This is a genomic window from Paenirhizobium daejeonense, from assembly GCF_014280875.1.
Taxonomy (GTDB): Bacteria; Pseudomonadota; Alphaproteobacteria; order Rhizobiales; family Rhizobiaceae; genus Allorhizobium; species Allorhizobium daejeonense.
The window spans coordinates 691,952-709,000 of record NZ_JACLAL010000002.1 but is presented as its reverse complement, the minus strand read 5'-3'; the positions used below and the strand labels follow the sequence as shown (position 1 = coordinate 709,000).

The following is a 17,049-nucleotide window of genomic DNA, read 5'->3' as shown; positions in this document are numbered from 1 at the left end:
ACGGATGGATCGAAGACTATAATGAAATCCATCCACACTCAGCGCTGAAAATGGCCTCCCCAAGGGAGTTCATCAAAGCATTGTCTCAATAGCTGATCTGTCCGGCGAAATGGGGGGCACTCCACCCCAGGGACATCTTTTTTGAGACTATTATTGCGGCCCTTCAATTTGGAGAGCGCTACGTGGTCAGCTAAATACAATTCGATAAGTATTGACGGAGGAAAATCTCTCTTTCCGCCGATCAATGCGGCGATGTAGCTTCGCACGGCATTCGCATTAAATAGGTACGGATGGAGTTCAGTTTGTATGGGACGGCCGTTAAGCTGACCACTCAGCGCCAGATGGATCGCTTCCAAGAGGGTGGATTTACCGCACTCATTGTCGCCGACGATGATATTAAGGCTCGGATTCAGCTCGATATCCGAGCCGGAGAGGCAACGGTAGTTTTTGATGACAACGCGCGTGATATACAAGTCAATTCCCCAACCCAAGCCTGCAACTATGCCGACTCATTCTCGTAAAAATAAGCTACCGCGTGATCACCGGTTGATGTAGTCATTAATTGGGGAGGAGCCTACGTAGTGACGCGTTTCCGCAGATGTACTCGCATATGTCTAGGGAGACGATATCTACGGGCTGCAGGGCTCCATTGCGGAGTGGCTTGAAAGTGCTTATTTAGGGTTCCATACCGAGCGGGTGTTAGTTCCTACGGATGTAGGCACTTGACATATGGGGTCGGGGTGCATAGTTTATCCAGCATAGGTGATACGCTACCTTGAGTGCGAACTTGAAATGTAGGTGATACGCTACCTTAAGTGCGAATTTGAAATTTAGGTGATACGCTACCTCAAGTGCGAATTTGAATTTTTGGCTCTTGGTGCCATAAACCAAGAAAAGAGGCGCAAGCCTCTTTTTTTGTCGGCGGATTAGGGAATGCGATTTTATACAGTTTCTGATCAATACATCACGTTTCTGCAGAAGCATGACGGCAAGGTTCCGAACAGCGCGGGTGCCAATTACAAGGTGGCTAAACCCTATGTGGGCGTTGTTTTAGAGATCGGCACGCACAAATTTCTGGCACCCCTGACGTCCTACAAACCGAACCAGGACGGAATCGATGCGTCTAATTGCACTGCCTTCAAATTGCATGAACGAACAAACCCGGACAACAAGCTGGGGATGATCGCCTTGAGGTTTATGATTCCGGTTCACGATTCTGAGATCGCTGAATTGGACGTTGCGAGCCAAGAAGAGAAATATCGCCGCATGCTGCACATGCAGTACGAGTTTATTAAAGCCAACCGAGAGGAAATCACTGCTCGGGCGGCTAAGCTTTATGAGCACGTAGTGATAAAGCGCACGGGCTTCTACGTTAAATTGTCGTGCGATATCCCTAAACTCGTAGATGAGTACAAGAATTTCAAAGCCGAAACCGAAGCAAAGTCTGAGGCAGAGGCTGATGCAAACGCCGCAACTGGGGAAGGGGCAGGACCTGCCTCGCAGGAACAATAGAGCTACTCAGGTTCCCTTTGCTAGTGTCCGTCTGATCATTCCCCGAGGAGCACTGAGAAGAACGCTTGGTTCCTTTTCTTGGCATTTGCCACCAGGGTGTCGTATCCGAACGCCTGGATAAAAATCTCCTCGTTGTCCCTATAGCGAACAAAGATTTCGGGGTTCCAGTCGTTCTTGAAGTCGTGCTTTTTGAGAACCCTGACCAGTGACGGTGTCTGGTCAGCAATGATGAAGGCGAACCGGCGCACGACGCCCCGAAACATGAAGAACGTTCCGTCCGTCTTGGTGATTGAGCCGCGCTCGCTTGCTTTTTCCAAGGTCTCGATAACCTGCAGGACAGGATCGCTCTTTATATTGCCAAAGCCAAAGTCATCACGGCTCGGCTTTTTGAACTCGACGATGGTTACCGTCGTACCGTCGTTGTCGCCTAGGACCATGCTATCGTCGAAGAATGCGATATCGGTGACCTTGTCACCGGTTCTTCTTCCTCCGCCGTGCAGCGTTCGGTCGCTGGAGATATACGGCAGAAACGCCAAAGCGTCGTCGATGAGCCAGAGGTTGTGCTCGAAATAGCTGGCTTGCACATTATCGGTGAAACGACGGAAGACTAGTTCGTGGATGACATCTTCCGGCGTTCTTCCACCGTCAGGGCGGAATTTCCTGGCTGCTTCGACCAGTTCGATGACACTCTTTCTATGCAGGACGTATTCGGCGAGCGCTTCCTTCTTGTTCGCGTCGAGTGTGCTTGCCAGGCCCTCGATTTTCTCGCGGTATTGGTTCGGATTTTCCATAATGCTGGCAATCTGCTTGCTCAGATCGTTAGACGCGCGGAAACGTTCAATCGCGAGATCGGATACAAACTCTTCAGCAGACCAGTTGTTGGGCTTCGAAGCGACGTAGTCTGTAACGCTCCGCCCTTTGAGACCTAGCCGAAGGATTGGATTCTCCTTCAGGGCATAGTTCAGGTCTGAAGACTGCCCGCTCTTGATCTTGTCGATCTGAGCGGCCTCAGATTCCTGGATCACGTCACTGACCTTGGACACAATCCCTTCAATAGTTTTCGCACCAAGGTTCAGCCCGGTACGAGCATCGTTCAGCCGCGACTCGAACGCAGTGCTGCGAACGACGGCAATAACGATATAGCTTTCATTCTTTTCGTCGAGGAAATGCGGCTGTCCGAGTTTGTTGGACAGGTCACGCGGTGCACCTACTATGCGGTCGGCTGCAGAGAACAGCAGACAGTGATTTTTGAAGGATTTGGTTTTAGGTATCTTAGTCAGCGAATACTTGATGGTTTCCGACAAGCCATCGATAAAAAATTCGAAGTCCCCGGATTTGAACTGCACAAACACGGCACTGAAATGCGCCTTGATGCTCTGCGGCTCCTGGTCGTCGAACTGGATCGTTATTTCGGGAAGCCACCGATAAAGGAAATATGGAAGGAAATGGCTGGCTATAAGATCAGCGACGTCCTTCGACTGCAGTTCTCGAATGAGATCGTGCCAATTCGTCAGAAGTTGATCGTACACAACAGTTACGCCGGTCTCCTCAAAAACTGGCGCATCGTCCAGGAACACGAACTCCTTGTCGCGCAGCAGATCGAACTGGAACGACCTTGTCAGTTGCTCAGCGAAGAATTCGTATCGACTGAGATATACAGAACGGCCAAAGACCTTGAAAGCCATGAAGCGGCCAAAGCCTCGCCCATGGGCTTTCAATTTATAGCCGGAGAACGGGGTCTTGAAGGATTTATAATTATCATCATTGAGCCCAATGCCGTTGTCGGTGACAGCGATCTTGAGCTTAAGAGGGTTGTTGGCGTTTTCGAACGTGATGGTGATCTTACCGCGTTCGCTGGCTTCCTTCTCACCATACTTGGCTTCGATACCATGCATAGCGTTCGACACCGCTTCGAAGACGGGAAGCAGGAAATCATGCAGCGTGTTGGACAAGTGCGTGCGCGAAAGCACTGCCTGCATGTCTGGCTTGACTAACTCGTCCGTCTTTGTCGTTACAGTGTCCACAGTAGTCCCCAATCCCACTGCCGAACATTAGAGGTTGCTTCAAGCGACCCGCAAGGAGTTTTTACAACTTTTTGGAAAGGTTGGAAATTTATATAGGGACGGTACCGCCTCGGTCACTATCGCACGTTTCCCGGACTTGAACAGTCCATATGAACTTAAGAAGCCATGTCGGAAATCAAACGAACTGACAGCGTCGCCTTCTTCGGCGACCCGCATGGCAACTTCCGCCCCGTGCGCGAAATGTTACGGAAACATCAGCCTGCCTACTCAATTTTCCTTGGCGATTTCGACTTGGACCGGCCCCTCGATATCGAGCTGTCGGACCTGACGTCTGTCGGCTCTAGCGTTTACTTCATCCATGGCAATCATGACGCCGACCAGGAGACTTGGCACGACTTCGTTTTTGATTCCGGTCTCGCGAACAGGAATCTCGCCGGTCGTGTTGTTGAACTGGACGGCGTTCGGGTTGCAGGCTTGGGTGGCGTCTTTCACTCCGACGTTTGGCATCCTCAGAACGCTGGCGGCATCCCCAAGTTCAGTACACGCAACGAGTATCTCAGCGCCAATTCAAGATCGACGTGGCGCGATGGACTGCCCCTGCGTCATCGGTCGACAATATTCCCTGAAGACTTCAACTCCCTGGCCGCGCTTGAAGCCGACATCTTGATCACGCATGAAGCGCCGTCGTCTCATCGCTACGGGCATCCTGAGATCGACGACCTTGCAGAGGTGCTGGGCATCAAAACCATCGTGCATGGCCACCTTCACCAGGATTACCACGCGACACTGGCAAATGGTATAAACGTAATTGGCCTAGGGAAGGCTAGCGTATTTTGCGCATCTCTAACAGAATTGGCTCGTCAACCACGGTCAGAAAATCGATAAGCCTGACATTGGGCACCCCCTCTTCAACTAGCTTGCGTTGTCGAATACCCAAATCAGAGACGGCCCGTTGTATCTCAACGAGATCAACGCATCTCACGACCGCGCTAATGGAAGTCGCGTCCATCCCAGTGCATCCCGGAAAAGTTTTTGCCCTCCGGTGATACAAGCATGTGGTCGGGCAGCGGCCACTTCGTTCGATGCGATCCCACGCGATAAGGGACCATTGTTTCCGTGAAAGCCCAGCTCTCGTCTTGCCGAGTAGTGGCTTCAGGAACGAAATAATTTCCATACACCCATCTAAGTCGCGATTTACCAGGATCGAAGTATCGGCTCTGTAGACTGTTTCGTACGTGGCGAAACGCATCTACCCTAGCCCCGGCATATGTTTCTATGCCGATATGGACCACACCAGGTCTATCTCCTGGAAGCTGCCCGTTCGCGTCAACGAGCGTTTTCTTGAAGTGTCGGGCCTTCTGGCGCGTAGCGGCTACTGAGGCGCTTCGCCAAGTTACAACGCTGGCCTGGTAGACAGCGTCAGCATACTCGGGCCGATCTTCCCAAGGACGCCACTTTGCCGCCATGGAGTGGTTGGCGTCGTGAGCATAGGAACCAGCGAGCAACTCGATCATGCGAGTTGAACCATAGTACACGAAGTCTTCACGCAGGACGCTGCGGGTAAGCTCCCAGTTTACGGGCCTGACGCGAATGGCCGCAATTTCATCCTCCACCGGCTCCGGCGATGCTCGCTCCATCGCGGCTTGAACCCTATCCGCAAGATACTGATCAGGAACATCTTCTAGCTCGACCTTGTAGACGACCTCGACGACCGATGACCGGTACTGCGCAAGTAGGAGTGCATGAACTTTTTCCGCCAAGACGATTCCACGCTGGTTCTCTTTCGTAGCGTATGATGAAACGGCAAGGCGCTTACACTCTACTGCCCAGTGGCTTCTAGGGCGAGAGACATGAAGATCGGGTGTTCGTTCGAGCCCTCGCTTCTCTTGAACGAACTCAACATCTGTCCAGCCACCACGTCGGTAAGCAAGACCAACAAGAAGTTCAAAAATTCCGCCGTCTGGCTGCCGCCTCTCTGCCAGCATTATTCGAGCCGCTCGCTCCTCAACATTTTTTACGGAGAGGAGAAGGGGCAATTCCTTCCCAATGCGTGTGAGGTATGGAGCGATCCGCATAGCACCCTCGGGTGTCCAGTAAGCACGGTCGTACGCAAAAGTTTCGGCTTGGAATATGTACCATGCCGCAACATCTGATGGATCGAAGAATGGCACCTGGAGACCTTCGCGCATCTGCTTGCGTGCTTCAAGCAAGCGCTCCTTCGCCGCGTCTATGCGGCGCTCCATTTGGACGCGCGGTACGAACGACTTTAACCATGCCACAGCAAGCATGAGTTCGTCGTCGCGCCAATCGTGGCCTGATCGCTTAGCTGTCCAATTCGGATTTTTTCGCATGGGGAGAACATAAATGGTTGAAGGAGGCAGTAAACGAGCACCAAGTCGCAAACTTTCGGCCTGCGGCAACGAAGCACCAGAGTCTTTTTTGCTGGCCGCGATCAACACTACCGGAACTCAAAAGCGTAGCAACTGCAACGCGATCATTTCGAGGAAGCCATGGACAATACTAACGGAGCGACAAGACCTTACCAGTGATCACTGCGACGAACCAAGAGAGCGCAATCAAAAACGCCGCCTGCAGTTCTCTCTTTTGTTCGAGAATGGCGCACCCGACAGGATTCGAACCTGTGACCTTTGGAATCGGAATCCAACACTCTATCCAGCTGAGCTACGGGTGCATCCGGGGCGAGGGGATGCCTCGCCGTCAGGCTGTGTCGCGGTCATACCCTAGAGTTTGCTTCGCATCAATGTGGAAAATGCGCAAACGGGTCTCTCTCAACAATCTGTATATCGTGAGCGGGATCGGACCTGGGACCCGCGGACGTGGAATCACACTTTCCATATAACGCAACCCGCGAAAGAGGAGCGCCTTAGTGCCGCAGCATACTGACCTGCATTTCAATCTGGCCGGAGGTTGAGTGGCGTCAAAACTGTCGGTTTTCACGGGTAGTCGGGCGTAAACCCTTGTGCCAAGAAGGTAATCCTATAAGATTATTGTTATGACCATTACGCATTGCATCTGCGTACGTTATGGTTCGCGTGGGGAGAATGCATGAGAATGGCGTCTCGATGACGGAAAATAAGGCTGAAGAAACAGCTTCGGGGTCCAGCAGGATAGATTTTACGATGATGGAGGATGCGGTCGGGTATCGCCTCCGGCGGGCTCAGCTCGCGGTCTTCCAGCATTTCAACGAAACGTTTGCCGCCAAAGGGTTGCGGCCGACTGACTTCGCCGTCTTGCTGCTTCTGACCCGCAATCAGGGGGCGAAGCAGAGTGAGGTGGCGGAAGCGTTGGGGATACAGAGGGCCAATTTCGTCGCCATCGTCGACGGTCTCGAGCACAAGGGCTTCGTAGAACGGCGCAAGTCCGATCTCGACCGTCGCGTGCAGTCACTCTATATCACGGATGCAGGGCTTACCTATCTGAACGAACTCATGCCGATCTGGCAGGAACATGAGGGGCGCCTTCTTGCGCGGCTTGGCGGTCCTGCCGCGCGGGACCAGCTGATTGATCTGCTGAAGAAGCTCTACGATTGAATCAGGGCTTGCTATCAAAAGCAAAGGGATAGCTATTCAAGCGGATTCTGTTTTCGCCGGAAACGTGTGTCCAGCGGAGCCCGTGGGCCGTTTGGTCTGTTCAGGACAGCCGACGAATTGCCTCATCGATCAGCAGATTGGCGATTTTCATGCGCTTCGTCGCGCGCTCCCTGAAATCAGCATCCACCTTGTCGGGGTGGTTGAGCCTGGCGAATTGCCGTCGCCGCTCCGCCAGCTTCTCCCGGTCGTCGGTCGGCGCGATGCCGAGATCTTCCGCGATTTCCTCCAGTGACAGGCGCACAAGGCGGGCGGGTATGACAGGAGCTCTGGCCTGCGGCGGAGGAGGGGCCGCGGGCTCATCGAGCGGCCCGTCTTCCATCAGGAAGAGATAGGCCTGCTGCAGGCGCGTTGCCTCCTGAGGCTCTGTCATCAGGCTATCGGCGAGATAGTTGCCCGGCATGCCGTGGATGCGATGAGATACGGCCGGGCTTTCCTCGTCCGCAGCGTCAGTCCCTTCTTCGGAAAGACGCTCCACGACCGACTCGAACAACGACTGGCGAAACAGCATGCGTGATTCTCCCTTGGACACATGAAGAGAGCACGCGGACTTGGCGCCGGGCTTGCGAGGTGCCTGTCACCGGAGGCCGAGGCCGGTGACGTGATACGTTGATACAATCCGGCTGAGCGTTCCCTTGTATATGCGGATGGAAACGTAGCGCTCCGACAACCTCAGCTCTGGCTCTGGCTTTGCCCCTGTAGCTTGGGCTCCACCACCACCTTGACGGCGAGATCCTCGCCGGCGTGGCCGATGCGCATGCCGGAGACCGGCGCCACATCGGCATAGCAGAGCCCGGAGGCGATGCGGACATAGCGGGCATCCGGACAATGGTCGTTTGCGGCGTCAAAGCCGACCCAGCCTAGGCCCGGAAGAAACACTTCGGCCCAGGCATGCGTTGCCGCCTGCTCGGCCACCCCTTCCATCATCAGATAGCCGGAAACGTAGCGGGCCGGAATATCGAGCAACCGGGCGGCGGAAATGAAGATATGGGCGTGATCCTGGCAGACGCCGTGGCCCGCCTCAAGCGCCTGTTCGGCCGTCGTTTCCGTGCCGGTTTCGCCGGGGCGATAGGAGACGGATGAGTGGATCGTGCCCATCAGGTCGTGCATGCGGTCGAGGTCCGTCACGCCGGAAAGCCCCTTGGCAAGCTCCTTCGTCAGCTTGCCGGGCTTAGTGCGCGGCGTGTCCCGCAAGAAAAGCCATAGGGGGCAATAGCCGATATGAGGACCGAAGACGCCGGCGCGATCCGAGGTCTCCACCTCGCCGCTCGCGACGATGTGGACCCTGGAACTGTCGCCCTCGGTCGAAACGAGGTGGACGTGATTGCCGAACTGGTCGTGGAAGCCTGCCTCAACGACGGCGCCATCGACGGCTATGTGCCACGACAGAACGTCCTGTCCGGGACCTGCCACTGGCGATAGCCTGAGCCGCTGCAGCGAATAGGCAACCGGCTCGGCGTATTGATATTCGGTGGTATGGGTAATCTTGAGCCGCATGATGGTATCCTGCCTGCCGTCAGCTGTAGAAGCGGTAACCCTCGGTAATCTCGCTGCCCAGCTGGTTGTTCCGGGAGATGAAATTGTCTAGGAACTCATGCAATCCCTGATCCATGATGGCGCTGACATTGCAGGAACTGAGAGTAGCGCGCACGGAATCGGCGGTATCGTGGGCCGGCAGCCGCTGGCCGTATTCCTTGGCGAGATAACCGAGGTTGCTGACGATCTTCTCGTAGGAGTAGGCGAGCGAGCGCGGCATCTGACCGTTGAGGATCAGGAAATCGGCAATGTTGGCCGCGCGGTATTCACCGTCATACACCCAGCGATAGGAGCGATGCGCCGAGACGGAGCGCAGGATCGATTCCCACTGCATGTTGTCGAGCGAGGAGCCGACCTGGGTCACGGCCGGCAGCAGCACGTAGTACTTCACATCGAGGATGCGGCTGGTATTGTCCGCCCGCTCGATGAAGGTGCCGATGCGGGCGAAATTGTAGATCTCGTTGCGTAGCATCGATCCGTGGAAAGCGCCGCGGATGAGGCCGGCACGGCGCTTCACCGTGTCGATCACTTCGGGCAGGTCGGCCGATTTCAGCCTGCGTCCCAGGATCTGCTTCAGTTCGATCCAGCATTCGTTGGTCGCCTCCCACGTTTCGCGGGTCAACGCCGTGCGCACCATGCGGGCGTTGTTGCGGCCGGAATCGATGCACGACATTACGCTCGAAGGGTTGGCGCGATCGCGCAGCAGATAGTCGATCGCGTCGGCGCTGGTCAGCTTCGAGTGGGCTGCGTCATATCCTTCGCGCACATCGGCGCTGAGAAGCACGGCGCCCCAGTCTTCCTCCGAGGCTCCGGTGCGGGTCAGCGACATCCTGAGGCCGGCGTCCACGAGGCGGGCGATGTTTTCGGCCCGCTCGATGTAGCGGAACATCCAGTAAAGTCCGTTTGCGGTTCTGCCCAGCATGGCTCAGTCCTCCAGTACCCAGGTGTCCTTGGTGCCGCCTCCCTGGGAGGAGTTGACGACGAGCGAGCCCTGTTTCAGGGCTACGCGAGTCAATCCGCCGGGGATGATCTGCACCTTGTCGGATACAAGGACATAGGGACGAAGGTCGACGTGGCGAGGGGCAATGCCCTTGTTGACCAGGATCGGAACCGTCGAAAGCGAAAGCGTCGGCTGGGCGATGTAGTTGTTCGGCCGGCTCTTCAGCTTCTCGGCGAAGGCCGCGCGTTCCTTCTTCGAGGCGGTCGGCCCGACCAGCATGCCGTAGCCACCGGAGCCGTGGACTTCCTTGACGACCAGCTCCTCCAGATGCTCCAGCACGTATTTCAGGCTGTCTGCTTCGGAGCAACGCCAGGTCGGCACGTTTTCGAGAAGCGCCTTGCGGCCGGTGTAGAACTCGACGATCTCGGGCATGTAGGAATAGATCGCCTTGTCGTCGGAGATGCCGGTGCCCGGGGCGTTGGCGATGGTGATGTTGCCGGCGCGATAGACGTCCATGATGCCGGGCACGCCGAGACAGCTGTCCGGGCGGAAGGTCAGCGGATCGAGGAAGTCATCATCGACGCGGCGATAGAGCACGTCGATCGCCTCGTAGCCGCGTGTGGTGCGCATCTTCACCTTGCCGTCGATGACGCGCAGGTCCGAGCCCTCCACGAGTTCCACGCCCATCATGTCGGCGAGGAAGGAATGCTCGTAATAGGCGGAATTGTAGATGCCGGGGGTCAGCACCGCGACGCGCGGCTTGCCCTTGCAACCGGGAGGCGCCAGCGAAGCGAGCGACTGGCGAAGGAGATAGGGATAGTCCTCGACGCGCTGCACCTTGTTGAGCTGGAAGAGCTCCGGGAACATCTGCATCATGGTTTCGCGGTTTTCCAGCATGTAGCTGACGCCCGACGGCGTGCGGGCATTGTCTTCCAGCACGTAGAACTGGTCTTCGCCGGTGCGCACGATGTCGGTGCCGACGATGTGGGTGTAGACGCCGCCCGGCGGACGGAAGCCGATCATCTCGGGCAGGAAGGCCTCGTTCTTCTCGATCAGTTCACGGGGAATGCGGCCCGCCTTGATGATTTCCTGCTTGTGGTAGATGTCGTCGAGAAAAGCGTTGAGCGCCAAAACGCGCTGCTCGATGCCCTGGGCCAGTCGACGCCACTCACTGCCGGAGATGACGCGCGGGATGATGTCGAAGGGGATGAGCTTTTCGGAGGAGTCTTCGTGGCCGTAGACTGCGAAGGTGATGCCGGTCTTGCGGAAGATGTTTTCTGCATCCCGCGACTTGGCGATCAATCGGGCGGGGTCCTGATGGGAGTACCACTCATGGTAGTTCCGGTAGGGTGCTCGCGGACTGCTGTCCGCATTAATCATTTCATCAAATGCCAACGGCGCCATCCCCATTTTTTTACCATTTGAATACAACGTTACCGGCAATGCAAGAAGCGTGCATGGTCTGACGGGAAGAATTTCCGCGGTGCGAAAAATCGGCAAAAGCCTATATTTCCATCAAGTTCTAGTGACTTAAGCCGCCTGTCAGTTCGGCTTTGCCATCGTTGCTGACGAAAGTTGAATGGGTATTCGAAGGTTCTTGTCGGAATTGCTTAATATTTAGGCGACTGTGCCGATGAATTTTTTTTCGCGGCGCCAGGCGTCAGCAAAATTCATCATCGTCCGCAGGAAAACTCTTTTGACGCATTCTCGTGTTGCGCGCTAAGCGACAGCACCGCATGCCCTTGAAACGTTCTGGGCAGGGCGTCTTTCAGGAAAACGCTTCATGACGCTCGATCGCCTTGCCCCGACTATTTTCGTGCTTCTCTGGTCGACCGGCTGGGTCGCCGCCAAGTATGCCACGCTGTTTGCCGATCCGCTGACCTTCCTTGCCATGCGCTATGCCGTGGCGGCGGTCCTGTTCTATTTCGTCTGTCGTGTGACTGGTGTCAGCTGGCCGAAAGGACGGACCGCGATCTTTCATGCCATCGTCTCTGGCATGTTCCTGCATGGCCTCTACCTCGGCATGCTATGGTGGGCGATCGGGCAGGGCGTGCCCGCTTCTCTCTCGGGCATAATTGCCGGCCTCCAGCCGTTGATGACCGGCATTGCCGCCGCCGTGCTGATCGGGGAAAGATTGGGCGCTAGTCAGAGGCTGGGATTGCTTCTCGGCTTTGCCGGGATTGCCATCGCGGTCGTTCCGAACCTGCTGACGGTCGATGCGGGGGCGATCCCGGTCTATGCGGTTGTCGTCAATGTGCTGGGAATGGCCTGTGTCACGGCCGGCACTCTCTACCAGAAGCGATTCCTGAAGGATGGCGATCTCAGAGCGGTCGCGGCCCTGCAATATGTTGGCGCGCTGATCGTCACCGTGCCGGCGGCGCTGATGCTGGAAAACCTGCGTATCGTCTGGGGCTTCGGCTTGTTCGCCACGCTCGCCTGGTCGGTCGTCGGCATTTCCATGGGCGCGATCGCGTTGCTGCTTTATCTCATCCGGCGCGGCGATGTTTCGAAGGCCGCATCGCTGATCTATCTCGTGCCGCCGCTTGCCGCCATCGAAGCGGCCATAATCTTCGGGGAGCGTCTGTCGCTGCCGATGATCGTCGGCACGGTGATCGCTGTTCTTGGCGTCTATCTTACGAACCGGAAGGTGGACCGGAGGCGGGGATGAAGGGAGCGGGGACTATTTGTCCTTCGTCGATTCAAACAGGTTCATGTCGGCCTGCATATCGAAGCGCCTGAGGGCTTCTTTGATCTGAGGGCTATCGCAGCCTTCCTTGGCGATGATTTCCGAAGCCCCCTTATCGAGTTCAGCCTGCCGCTGCATCGCGCCCTTGGCGATCATCTCGTCGGTGGCCTTCGGATACATTTGCTTCAGCCGCTGAGTTGCATAGAACCTCACAGTTTCCATGTTGAGAAAGAACTTCGCACGCTTTGTTTCGTCGGGACGCGCACATTTTGATGCTATCGCTTTTGAAATCATGAACTGGTCGAAGATTGTCACTATGTCGAGCTTCGACTTTGCCGCCGCGGGCGCGATCAGCGACAGGGTCGTCATGATGGCGATAATCAATCTCAACATGCAGGTCCTCGTCACGGGGCGGGCAGAATCGCTGCCTCCTTGGGGTGTGGATGTGTGGTTATCACAGCCGGATAGTGCAATCGAGTGGGGTGAGGGGCAACTGGCAGGCGAGCAAGTCGCCAAAAGAAAAAGGCGCGGTCTGAACCGCGCCTCTGGTCTTGTCGTCATGTAGAAGCGGAAGGGTTCCGCTCAGGCTTCGCGGCGGCGATTGCGCTGCTGGTTTGCGGGGCGGGAGCCGCCCGGCTTGCCATGAGCGGCGTTGGAGGGGCCGCCGGGGCGTCCGCCGCCATTGCCCTTGCGATGGCCCTGCTTCTGGGCGGGACGGCCTTCGCCACCTGCCGAACGCGCTTCGCCTTCATGCTTGCCACGGCCCTGGCCCTGATGGTTGCGGTTGTTGCCGCCACCAGCGCCACCGCCACCGCCACCGCCGCCACGACGCTGCGGGCGGGCCGGACGGTTGAGGTTCGCAGGTGCTTCGCCGCTTGCAACCGGGATCTCGATGCCCATGAGGCGTTCGATGTCGCGCAGCAAACGACCTTCATCCGGGCCGCAGAAGGCGATGGCGATGCCGTCGCGGCCGGCGCGGGCCGTGCGGCCGATGCGGTGGACGTAAGCGTCCGGAACTTCCGGCAGGTCGTAGTTGAAGACGTGGCTGACGGCCGGGATGTCGATGCCGCGGGCGGCGACGTCGGTGGCGATCAGCGTCCGGAACGCGCCGTCACGGAAACCCTTGAGTGCGCGTTCGCGCTGGCCCTGGCTCTTGTTGCCATGGATCGAGGCGACCGAGAATCCGGTGACGTCGAGATGCTTCATCAGCTTTTCCGCGCCGTGCTTGGTGCGCAGGAAGACGATCGAGCGGCCATCCGGATTGTCAGCCAGGATCTTCTTCAGCATTTCGGTCTTGTGGTTCTGGCCGTTGACGAAATGCACATACTGATCGACCTTGTCGGCAGCCTTGCCCGGAGGAGCAACTTCGACCTTGACGGGATCGGTCAGGAAGCTTCCGGCGAGGTCTGCGATGGTCTTCGGCATGGTGGCCGAAAAGAGCAGTGTCTGGCGGTCCTTCGGCACCATACGGGCGATCTTGCGCAGGTCATGGATGAAGCCGAGGTCAAGCATCTGGTCGGCTTCGTCGAGCACGAGGTGTGTGATATCGCGCAGCGTCACGGCTTCACGCTCGATCAGATCGAGCAGGCGGCCGGGGGTGGCGACGAGGATGTCGGCGCCGCGTTCAAGCTGGAACTGCTGTTTGTTGATCGAGGCGCCGCCGACGACCTGAATGATCTTGAGCGGGGTCTTGCGAACGTAGCTGCGCAGGTTTTCGCCGATCTGGTTCACTAGTTCGCGGGTGGGGGCGAGGATCAGCACGCGCGTCGAGCGCGGCTTCGGTCGGTCGCCATTCGTCATCAGCATCTCAATGATCGGCAGGCCGAAGGCGGCCGTCTTGCCGGTGCCGGTCTGGGCGAGGCCGACGAGGTCGCGACCCTGGAGCACCAGCGGAATAGCCTGTTCCTGGATCGGCGTAGCGGTTTCGAAACCGATGGCCGAGAGAGTCGACACGATCTTGTGCGACAGGCCGAGGTCATGAAAAGTGGTCAATGTCTGTACCTTTCGGGGGCGCCACGAGACATCGAACTGCATCGCGTTCTGCGGTGCAGTCTGTTCGTAGCGTCAAGAACCCCGCGTGAAATGGGAACTTGTGAGTTGGAAAAATCTTTCCAGCGCATGAGCCGCACCTGTGCGGCCGTATCATATCCTGCGCCTTGCCTTCTTCACGTCTCAGTTGTCGCTGGGCACGCTCACGCGGCGGCCGGAAGGTGAAAGCTGTTCCTGCAAATGGGCCTTTCCCCGCAGAAAGTCAAGAAATCTTTTGCGATGCAGCGAAGGCATCAGAAGCGGATGGTGACACGGAAACCGCCTGTAGCAATGTTTTCGACGTCGAGGTCCAGGCCGTAGACCTCTGCAATGTCTCGTACGATGGCAAGCCCGATACCGGTCCCCGGCGTCTTCAGGTCGAGCCGCGTACCGCGTTGCATGATTGTGCGCAGTCCGGCGGGATCGGTGCCGGGACCGTCGTCCTCAATCATGAGAACTGGCCGTTCGTCGCGCGTTTCCGCATGGATATGAATGACGGACCGTCCCCATTTGACGGCGTTGTCGAGAATGTTGCCGAGCATTTCCTGCAGGTCGAGCGGATCGACGCCAACCTCGATTTCCGGTGCGACCTCGATCTTCCAGTCCAGAACCTCGCCGCGCGGAGTGCGCTTCAATGTCTTCACGATGATGCCAAGCGAGGCCGCCAGATCGGCGTTGGACTTTCGCAAGTCGGCGCTGGCCGCGATGCGGCTGCGGGTAAGTTCATGTTCTACATGAGCCCTCATTACACCGGCGAGATGGGCTAGTTCGTCGGCCATTTCCGTGTCGCCGCGTTCTCTCAGTGTTTCGGCGTCGTTCGACAGCACGGTCAGCGGTGTCTTCAGGCCGTGGGCGAGATCGGCGGCACGCGCCCTTGCCTTGTCGATCAGCTGTGACTGTGCGTCGAGCAACTGGTTTACGGCGGCGACGACGCCACGCAGTTCGCGCGGAAAGGTACCGGTCAATCTTTCCGCCTTGCGTTCACGGATACGGTCGAGACCTTCGCTGACCGAGGAAATGGGCCTGAGGCCATAGGTGAGCTGGGCCAGCGAGGCGGCGATCAGGAATACAGCAAGCGAAACCATGTACGGGATGATATCGAAGGCAAAGGCGCGACGCGCATCCGCAACGACCACGCCGTCGATGGCTGCAGCAACGCGGATCGCCCGGCGTCCGTCCGGTGCGGCGAAGACGATCTTGCGTTCCTGCACAATGAGATCGGTGCCTTCGGGCCCCGGCAGCCGATAGCGGTGGATTGCGCCCGTCTCCTGTTCGTCGTCGGGGAGGGAAAGCGAATAATCCCAAAGGGATGCGGAGCGCAGTTCGCTTTTTCTGGCATCGTCTTCCACCTGCCAGTAAAGACCGCCATACGGTTCCTCGAACCGCCGGTCAACAGGCCGTTCAGGCAACTGCAGGGTGCCGTCCGCGGCAAAGCGCAGCGCACCGGCAATGTTGTCGATATGGCCGGTCAGTTCTTCGTCGATCCGGGTTTCGAGGTTGCGGGTGAACAGCGAAACGAGAACGACGCTTGCCATGACCAGCGCCAGCGCGACGCTGACCAGCGAGACTAGCAGGAAACGGCCGCGGATGGACTGCATCATCCGTCTTTACCGCCGATCCGGTAGCCATAGCCGCGCCGCGTGGTAATGACGTCCTTGCCGAGCTTGCGACGGAGCCGCCCGACGAGCACTTCGACGGAATTGCTGTCGCGCTCGAAATCCTGGGCGTAGAGCTGTTCCGTCAGTTCCATCTGGGAAACGTTGCGTTCGCTGTTGTGGGCGAGGAAGGCCAGGCAGCGGTATTCGAGCGGCGTCAGGTCGACGGGCAGGCCGTCAAGCACGACGGATTTCGTGCGGGTGTCGATGGAAAGGCCGCCGATGGTGATGACCGGGGTGGCCTGTCCGGCACTGCGGCGAATGATGGCGCGCAACCTCGCCAAAAGTTCGGCCATCTGGAAGGGCTTGGTAAGGTAGTCGTCAGCGCCGGCGTCAATGCCCTCCACTCGTTCCTGCCAGTTGCCGCGGGCCGTGAGAATGAGCACCGGCGTCATGCGTCCGGAGCCACGCCACCGTTTCAGGACCGAGAGGCCGTCCATTCCCGGAAGGCCGAGATCGAGCACTATGGCGGAAAAATCCTCGGTGTCGCCGGTGAACCAGCCCGCTTCGCCATCCTTCTCATGTAGAACGACGAAGCCCGCGCGTTCCAGATTGGCAATCACGTCGCGGGCGATCAGCATGTCGTCTTCGATCAGCAGGATCCTCATTCTTGGTTCTCGATCTCCTCTATGCGACCAGAAGCCGCGTCGACTTCTACCTCCACCAGTCGTCCTGCTGTACTCAGAACCCGGAATTCGTAAACGAAGCTCTTGCCCTTCCGGTCGATTTCAGTCGAGACGATCTTGCCGCTCACGCGCGAAAGCACGATGCGGCGCAGTTCTGCCAACGACTTGATCTCGCCCTTCTCGACGCTTTCGCGGATGCGGTCCCGGTCATCATCATTGTCGGCGTGAAAATGATCCCCATCGGCGCGGGCGTCACTCGCATGGCCAAGGACGAACCCCGGCAGCAGCAGACATACTGCAGCCGTTGCAACCAACCATCCAGAGCCTGATCCGCGCACCTGTTTCATCCACCCTGAATATCACCGGAAAGCTGAAATTTCGCTGACATTCTTCGTCAGCTATCGCTCAGCCCTCTTTGATTAGTTTGCCGCCAA

At 57.5% G+C, this 17,049-nt stretch carries 15 protein-coding genes, 1 tRNA gene and 1 pseudogene; 4 read left to right on the top strand and 13 right to left on the bottom strand.

Annotated features, from left to right (window positions below; all coding sequences use genetic code 11):
- Positions 1–314: 314 nt before the first annotated feature.
- A pseudogene (locus tag H4I99_RS24440) lies at positions 315–473 on the bottom strand (AAA family ATPase); the annotation flags it as partial.
- A 460-nt stretch (positions 474–933) separates the two neighbouring features.
- On the opposite strand from H4I99_RS24440, the gene H4I99_RS06905 reads away from it, so the two are divergent.
- On the top strand, positions 934–1,512 hold the full coding sequence (locus H4I99_RS06905; protein ID WP_163900375.1) for a type III toxin-antitoxin system ToxN/AbiQ family toxin: 579 nt from the start codon (positions 934–936) through the stop codon (positions 1,510–1,512).
- A 35-nt stretch (positions 1,513–1,547) separates the two neighbouring features.
- Here the strand turns inward: H4I99_RS06905 and H4I99_RS06900 are convergent, their stop codons facing one another.
- Positions 1,548–3,536: an ATP-binding protein gene (locus tag H4I99_RS06900; RefSeq protein WP_163900373.1), complete on the bottom strand. Its 1,989-nt coding sequence runs from the start codon at positions 3,534–3,536 to the stop codon at positions 1,548–1,550.
- Between the two features lie 165 nt (positions 3,537–3,701).
- On the opposite strand from H4I99_RS06900, the gene H4I99_RS06895 reads away from it, so the two are divergent.
- A complete protein-coding gene (locus tag H4I99_RS06895; protein WP_163900371.1) occupies positions 3,702–4,421 on the top strand; it encodes a metallophosphoesterase family protein in 720 nt (239 codons plus the stop codon).
- 104 nt (positions 4,422–4,525) lie between these two features.
- On the opposite strand, the gene H4I99_RS06890 is transcribed toward H4I99_RS06895, so the two are convergent.
- Positions 4,526–5,995, bottom strand: coding sequence for a hypothetical protein (locus H4I99_RS06890; RefSeq protein WP_163900369.1), 1,470 nt, complete (start codon positions 5,993–5,995; stop codon positions 4,526–4,528).
- A 156-nt stretch (positions 5,996–6,151) separates the two neighbouring features.
- Positions 6,152–6,228 (bottom strand) — tRNA-Arg (locus H4I99_RS06885).
- Positions 6,229–6,676: 448 nt separating this feature from the next.
- On the opposite strand from H4I99_RS06885, the gene H4I99_RS06880 reads away from it, so the two are divergent.
- On the top strand, positions 6,677–7,087 hold the full coding sequence (locus H4I99_RS06880) for a MarR family winged helix-turn-helix transcriptional regulator (RefSeq protein WP_244624932.1): 411 nt from the start codon (positions 6,677–6,679) through the stop codon (positions 7,085–7,087).
- Between the two features lie 100 nt (positions 7,088–7,187).
- On the opposite strand, the gene H4I99_RS06875 is transcribed toward H4I99_RS06880, so the two are convergent.
- The 4 genes from H4I99_RS06875 to H4I99_RS06860 form a co-directional block, all read right to left on the bottom strand.
- Positions 7,188–7,655: a hypothetical protein gene (locus H4I99_RS06875; RefSeq protein ID WP_163900367.1), complete on the bottom strand. Its 468-nt coding sequence runs from the start codon at positions 7,653–7,655 to the stop codon at positions 7,188–7,190.
- A 161-nt stretch (positions 7,656–7,816) separates the two neighbouring features.
- Positions 7,817–8,641, bottom strand: a complete 825-nt coding sequence (locus H4I99_RS06870) for a transglutaminase family protein (protein WP_163900365.1) — start codon at positions 8,639–8,641, stop codon at positions 7,817–7,819.
- A 19-nt stretch (positions 8,642–8,660) separates the two neighbouring features.
- Complete coding sequence (locus H4I99_RS06865; protein WP_163900363.1) at positions 8,661–9,602, bottom strand: alpha-E domain-containing protein; 942 nt, start codon at positions 9,600–9,602, stop codon at positions 8,661–8,663.
- A 3-nt stretch (positions 9,603–9,605) separates the two neighbouring features.
- A complete protein-coding gene (locus H4I99_RS06860; RefSeq protein WP_163900361.1) occupies positions 9,606–11,015 on the bottom strand; it encodes a circularly permuted type 2 ATP-grasp protein in 1,410 nt (469 codons plus the stop codon).
- A gap of 388 nt (positions 11,016–11,403) precedes the next feature.
- Between H4I99_RS06860 and H4I99_RS06855 the strand changes: the two genes are divergently transcribed.
- Positions 11,404–12,288 carry a DMT family transporter gene (locus H4I99_RS06855; RefSeq protein ID WP_163900359.1) on the top strand — a complete coding sequence of 295 codons (885 nt, stop codon included), beginning with the start codon at positions 11,404–11,406 and terminating at the stop codon, positions 12,286–12,288.
- A gap of 12 nt (positions 12,289–12,300) precedes the next feature.
- On the opposite strand, the gene H4I99_RS06850 is transcribed toward H4I99_RS06855, so the two are convergent.
- The 5 genes from H4I99_RS06850 to H4I99_RS06830 all read right to left on the bottom strand — a co-directional run bounded on the left by H4I99_RS06850 (position 12,301) and on the right by H4I99_RS06830 (position 16,953).
- Positions 12,301–12,690, bottom strand: coding sequence for a hypothetical protein (locus tag H4I99_RS06850; RefSeq protein WP_163900357.1), 390 nt, complete (start codon positions 12,688–12,690; stop codon positions 12,301–12,303).
- 198 nt (positions 12,691–12,888) lie between these two features.
- Positions 12,889–14,298, bottom strand: a complete 1,410-nt coding sequence (locus tag H4I99_RS06845; protein WP_483310635.1) for a DEAD/DEAH box helicase — start codon at positions 14,296–14,298, stop codon at positions 12,889–12,891.
- Positions 14,299–14,588: 290 nt separating this feature from the next.
- Positions 14,589–15,935 (bottom strand): sensor histidine kinase, encoded by a 1,347-nt coding sequence (locus H4I99_RS06840; RefSeq protein WP_163900353.1) that lies wholly within the window; start codon positions 15,933–15,935, stop codon positions 14,589–14,591.
- Positions 15,932–16,597 (bottom strand): response regulator transcription factor, encoded by a 666-nt coding sequence (locus tag H4I99_RS06835; protein ID WP_163900351.1) that lies wholly within the window; start codon positions 16,595–16,597, stop codon positions 15,932–15,934. The genes H4I99_RS06840 and H4I99_RS06835 overlap by 4 nt, the downstream gene beginning before the upstream one ends.
- Complete coding sequence (locus H4I99_RS06830) at positions 16,594–16,953, bottom strand: PepSY domain-containing protein (protein ID WP_163900349.1); 360 nt, start codon at positions 16,951–16,953, stop codon at positions 16,594–16,596. The genes H4I99_RS06835 and H4I99_RS06830 overlap by 4 nt, the downstream gene beginning before the upstream one ends.
- Between the last annotated feature and the right edge of the window lie 96 nt (positions 16,954–17,049).

Bases quoted from the DNA above. Each gene is read 5' to 3' on its own strand.
- H4I99_RS06905 (WP_163900375.1), top strand. From the start codon at position 934: ATGCGATTTTATACAGTTTCTGATCAATACATCACGTTTCTGCAGAAG.
- H4I99_RS06895 (WP_163900371.1), top strand. From the start codon at position 3,702: ATGTCGGAAATCAAACGAACTGACAGCGTCGCCTTCTTCGGCGACCCG.
- H4I99_RS06880 (WP_244624932.1), top strand. From the start codon at position 6,677: ATGATGGAGGATGCGGTCGGGTATCGCCTCCGGCGGGCTCAGCTCGCG.
- H4I99_RS06875 (WP_163900367.1), bottom strand. From the start codon at position 7,655: ATGCTGTTTCGCCAGTCGTTGTTCGAGTCGGTCGTGGAGCGTCTTTCC.
- H4I99_RS06870 (WP_163900365.1), bottom strand. From the start codon at position 8,641: ATGCGGCTCAAGATTACCCATACCACCGAATATCAATACGCCGAGCCG.
- H4I99_RS06865 (WP_163900363.1), bottom strand. From the start codon at position 9,602: ATGCTGGGCAGAACCGCAAACGGACTTTACTGGATGTTCCGCTACATC.
- H4I99_RS06855 (WP_163900359.1), top strand. From the start codon at position 11,404: ATGACGCTCGATCGCCTTGCCCCGACTATTTTCGTGCTTCTCTGGTCG.
- H4I99_RS06840 (WP_163900353.1), bottom strand. From the start codon at position 15,935: ATGATGCAGTCCATCCGCGGCCGTTTCCTGCTAGTCTCGCTGGTCAGC.
- H4I99_RS06835 (WP_163900351.1), bottom strand. From the start codon at position 16,597: ATGAGGATCCTGCTGATCGAAGACGACATGCTGATCGCCCGCGACGTG.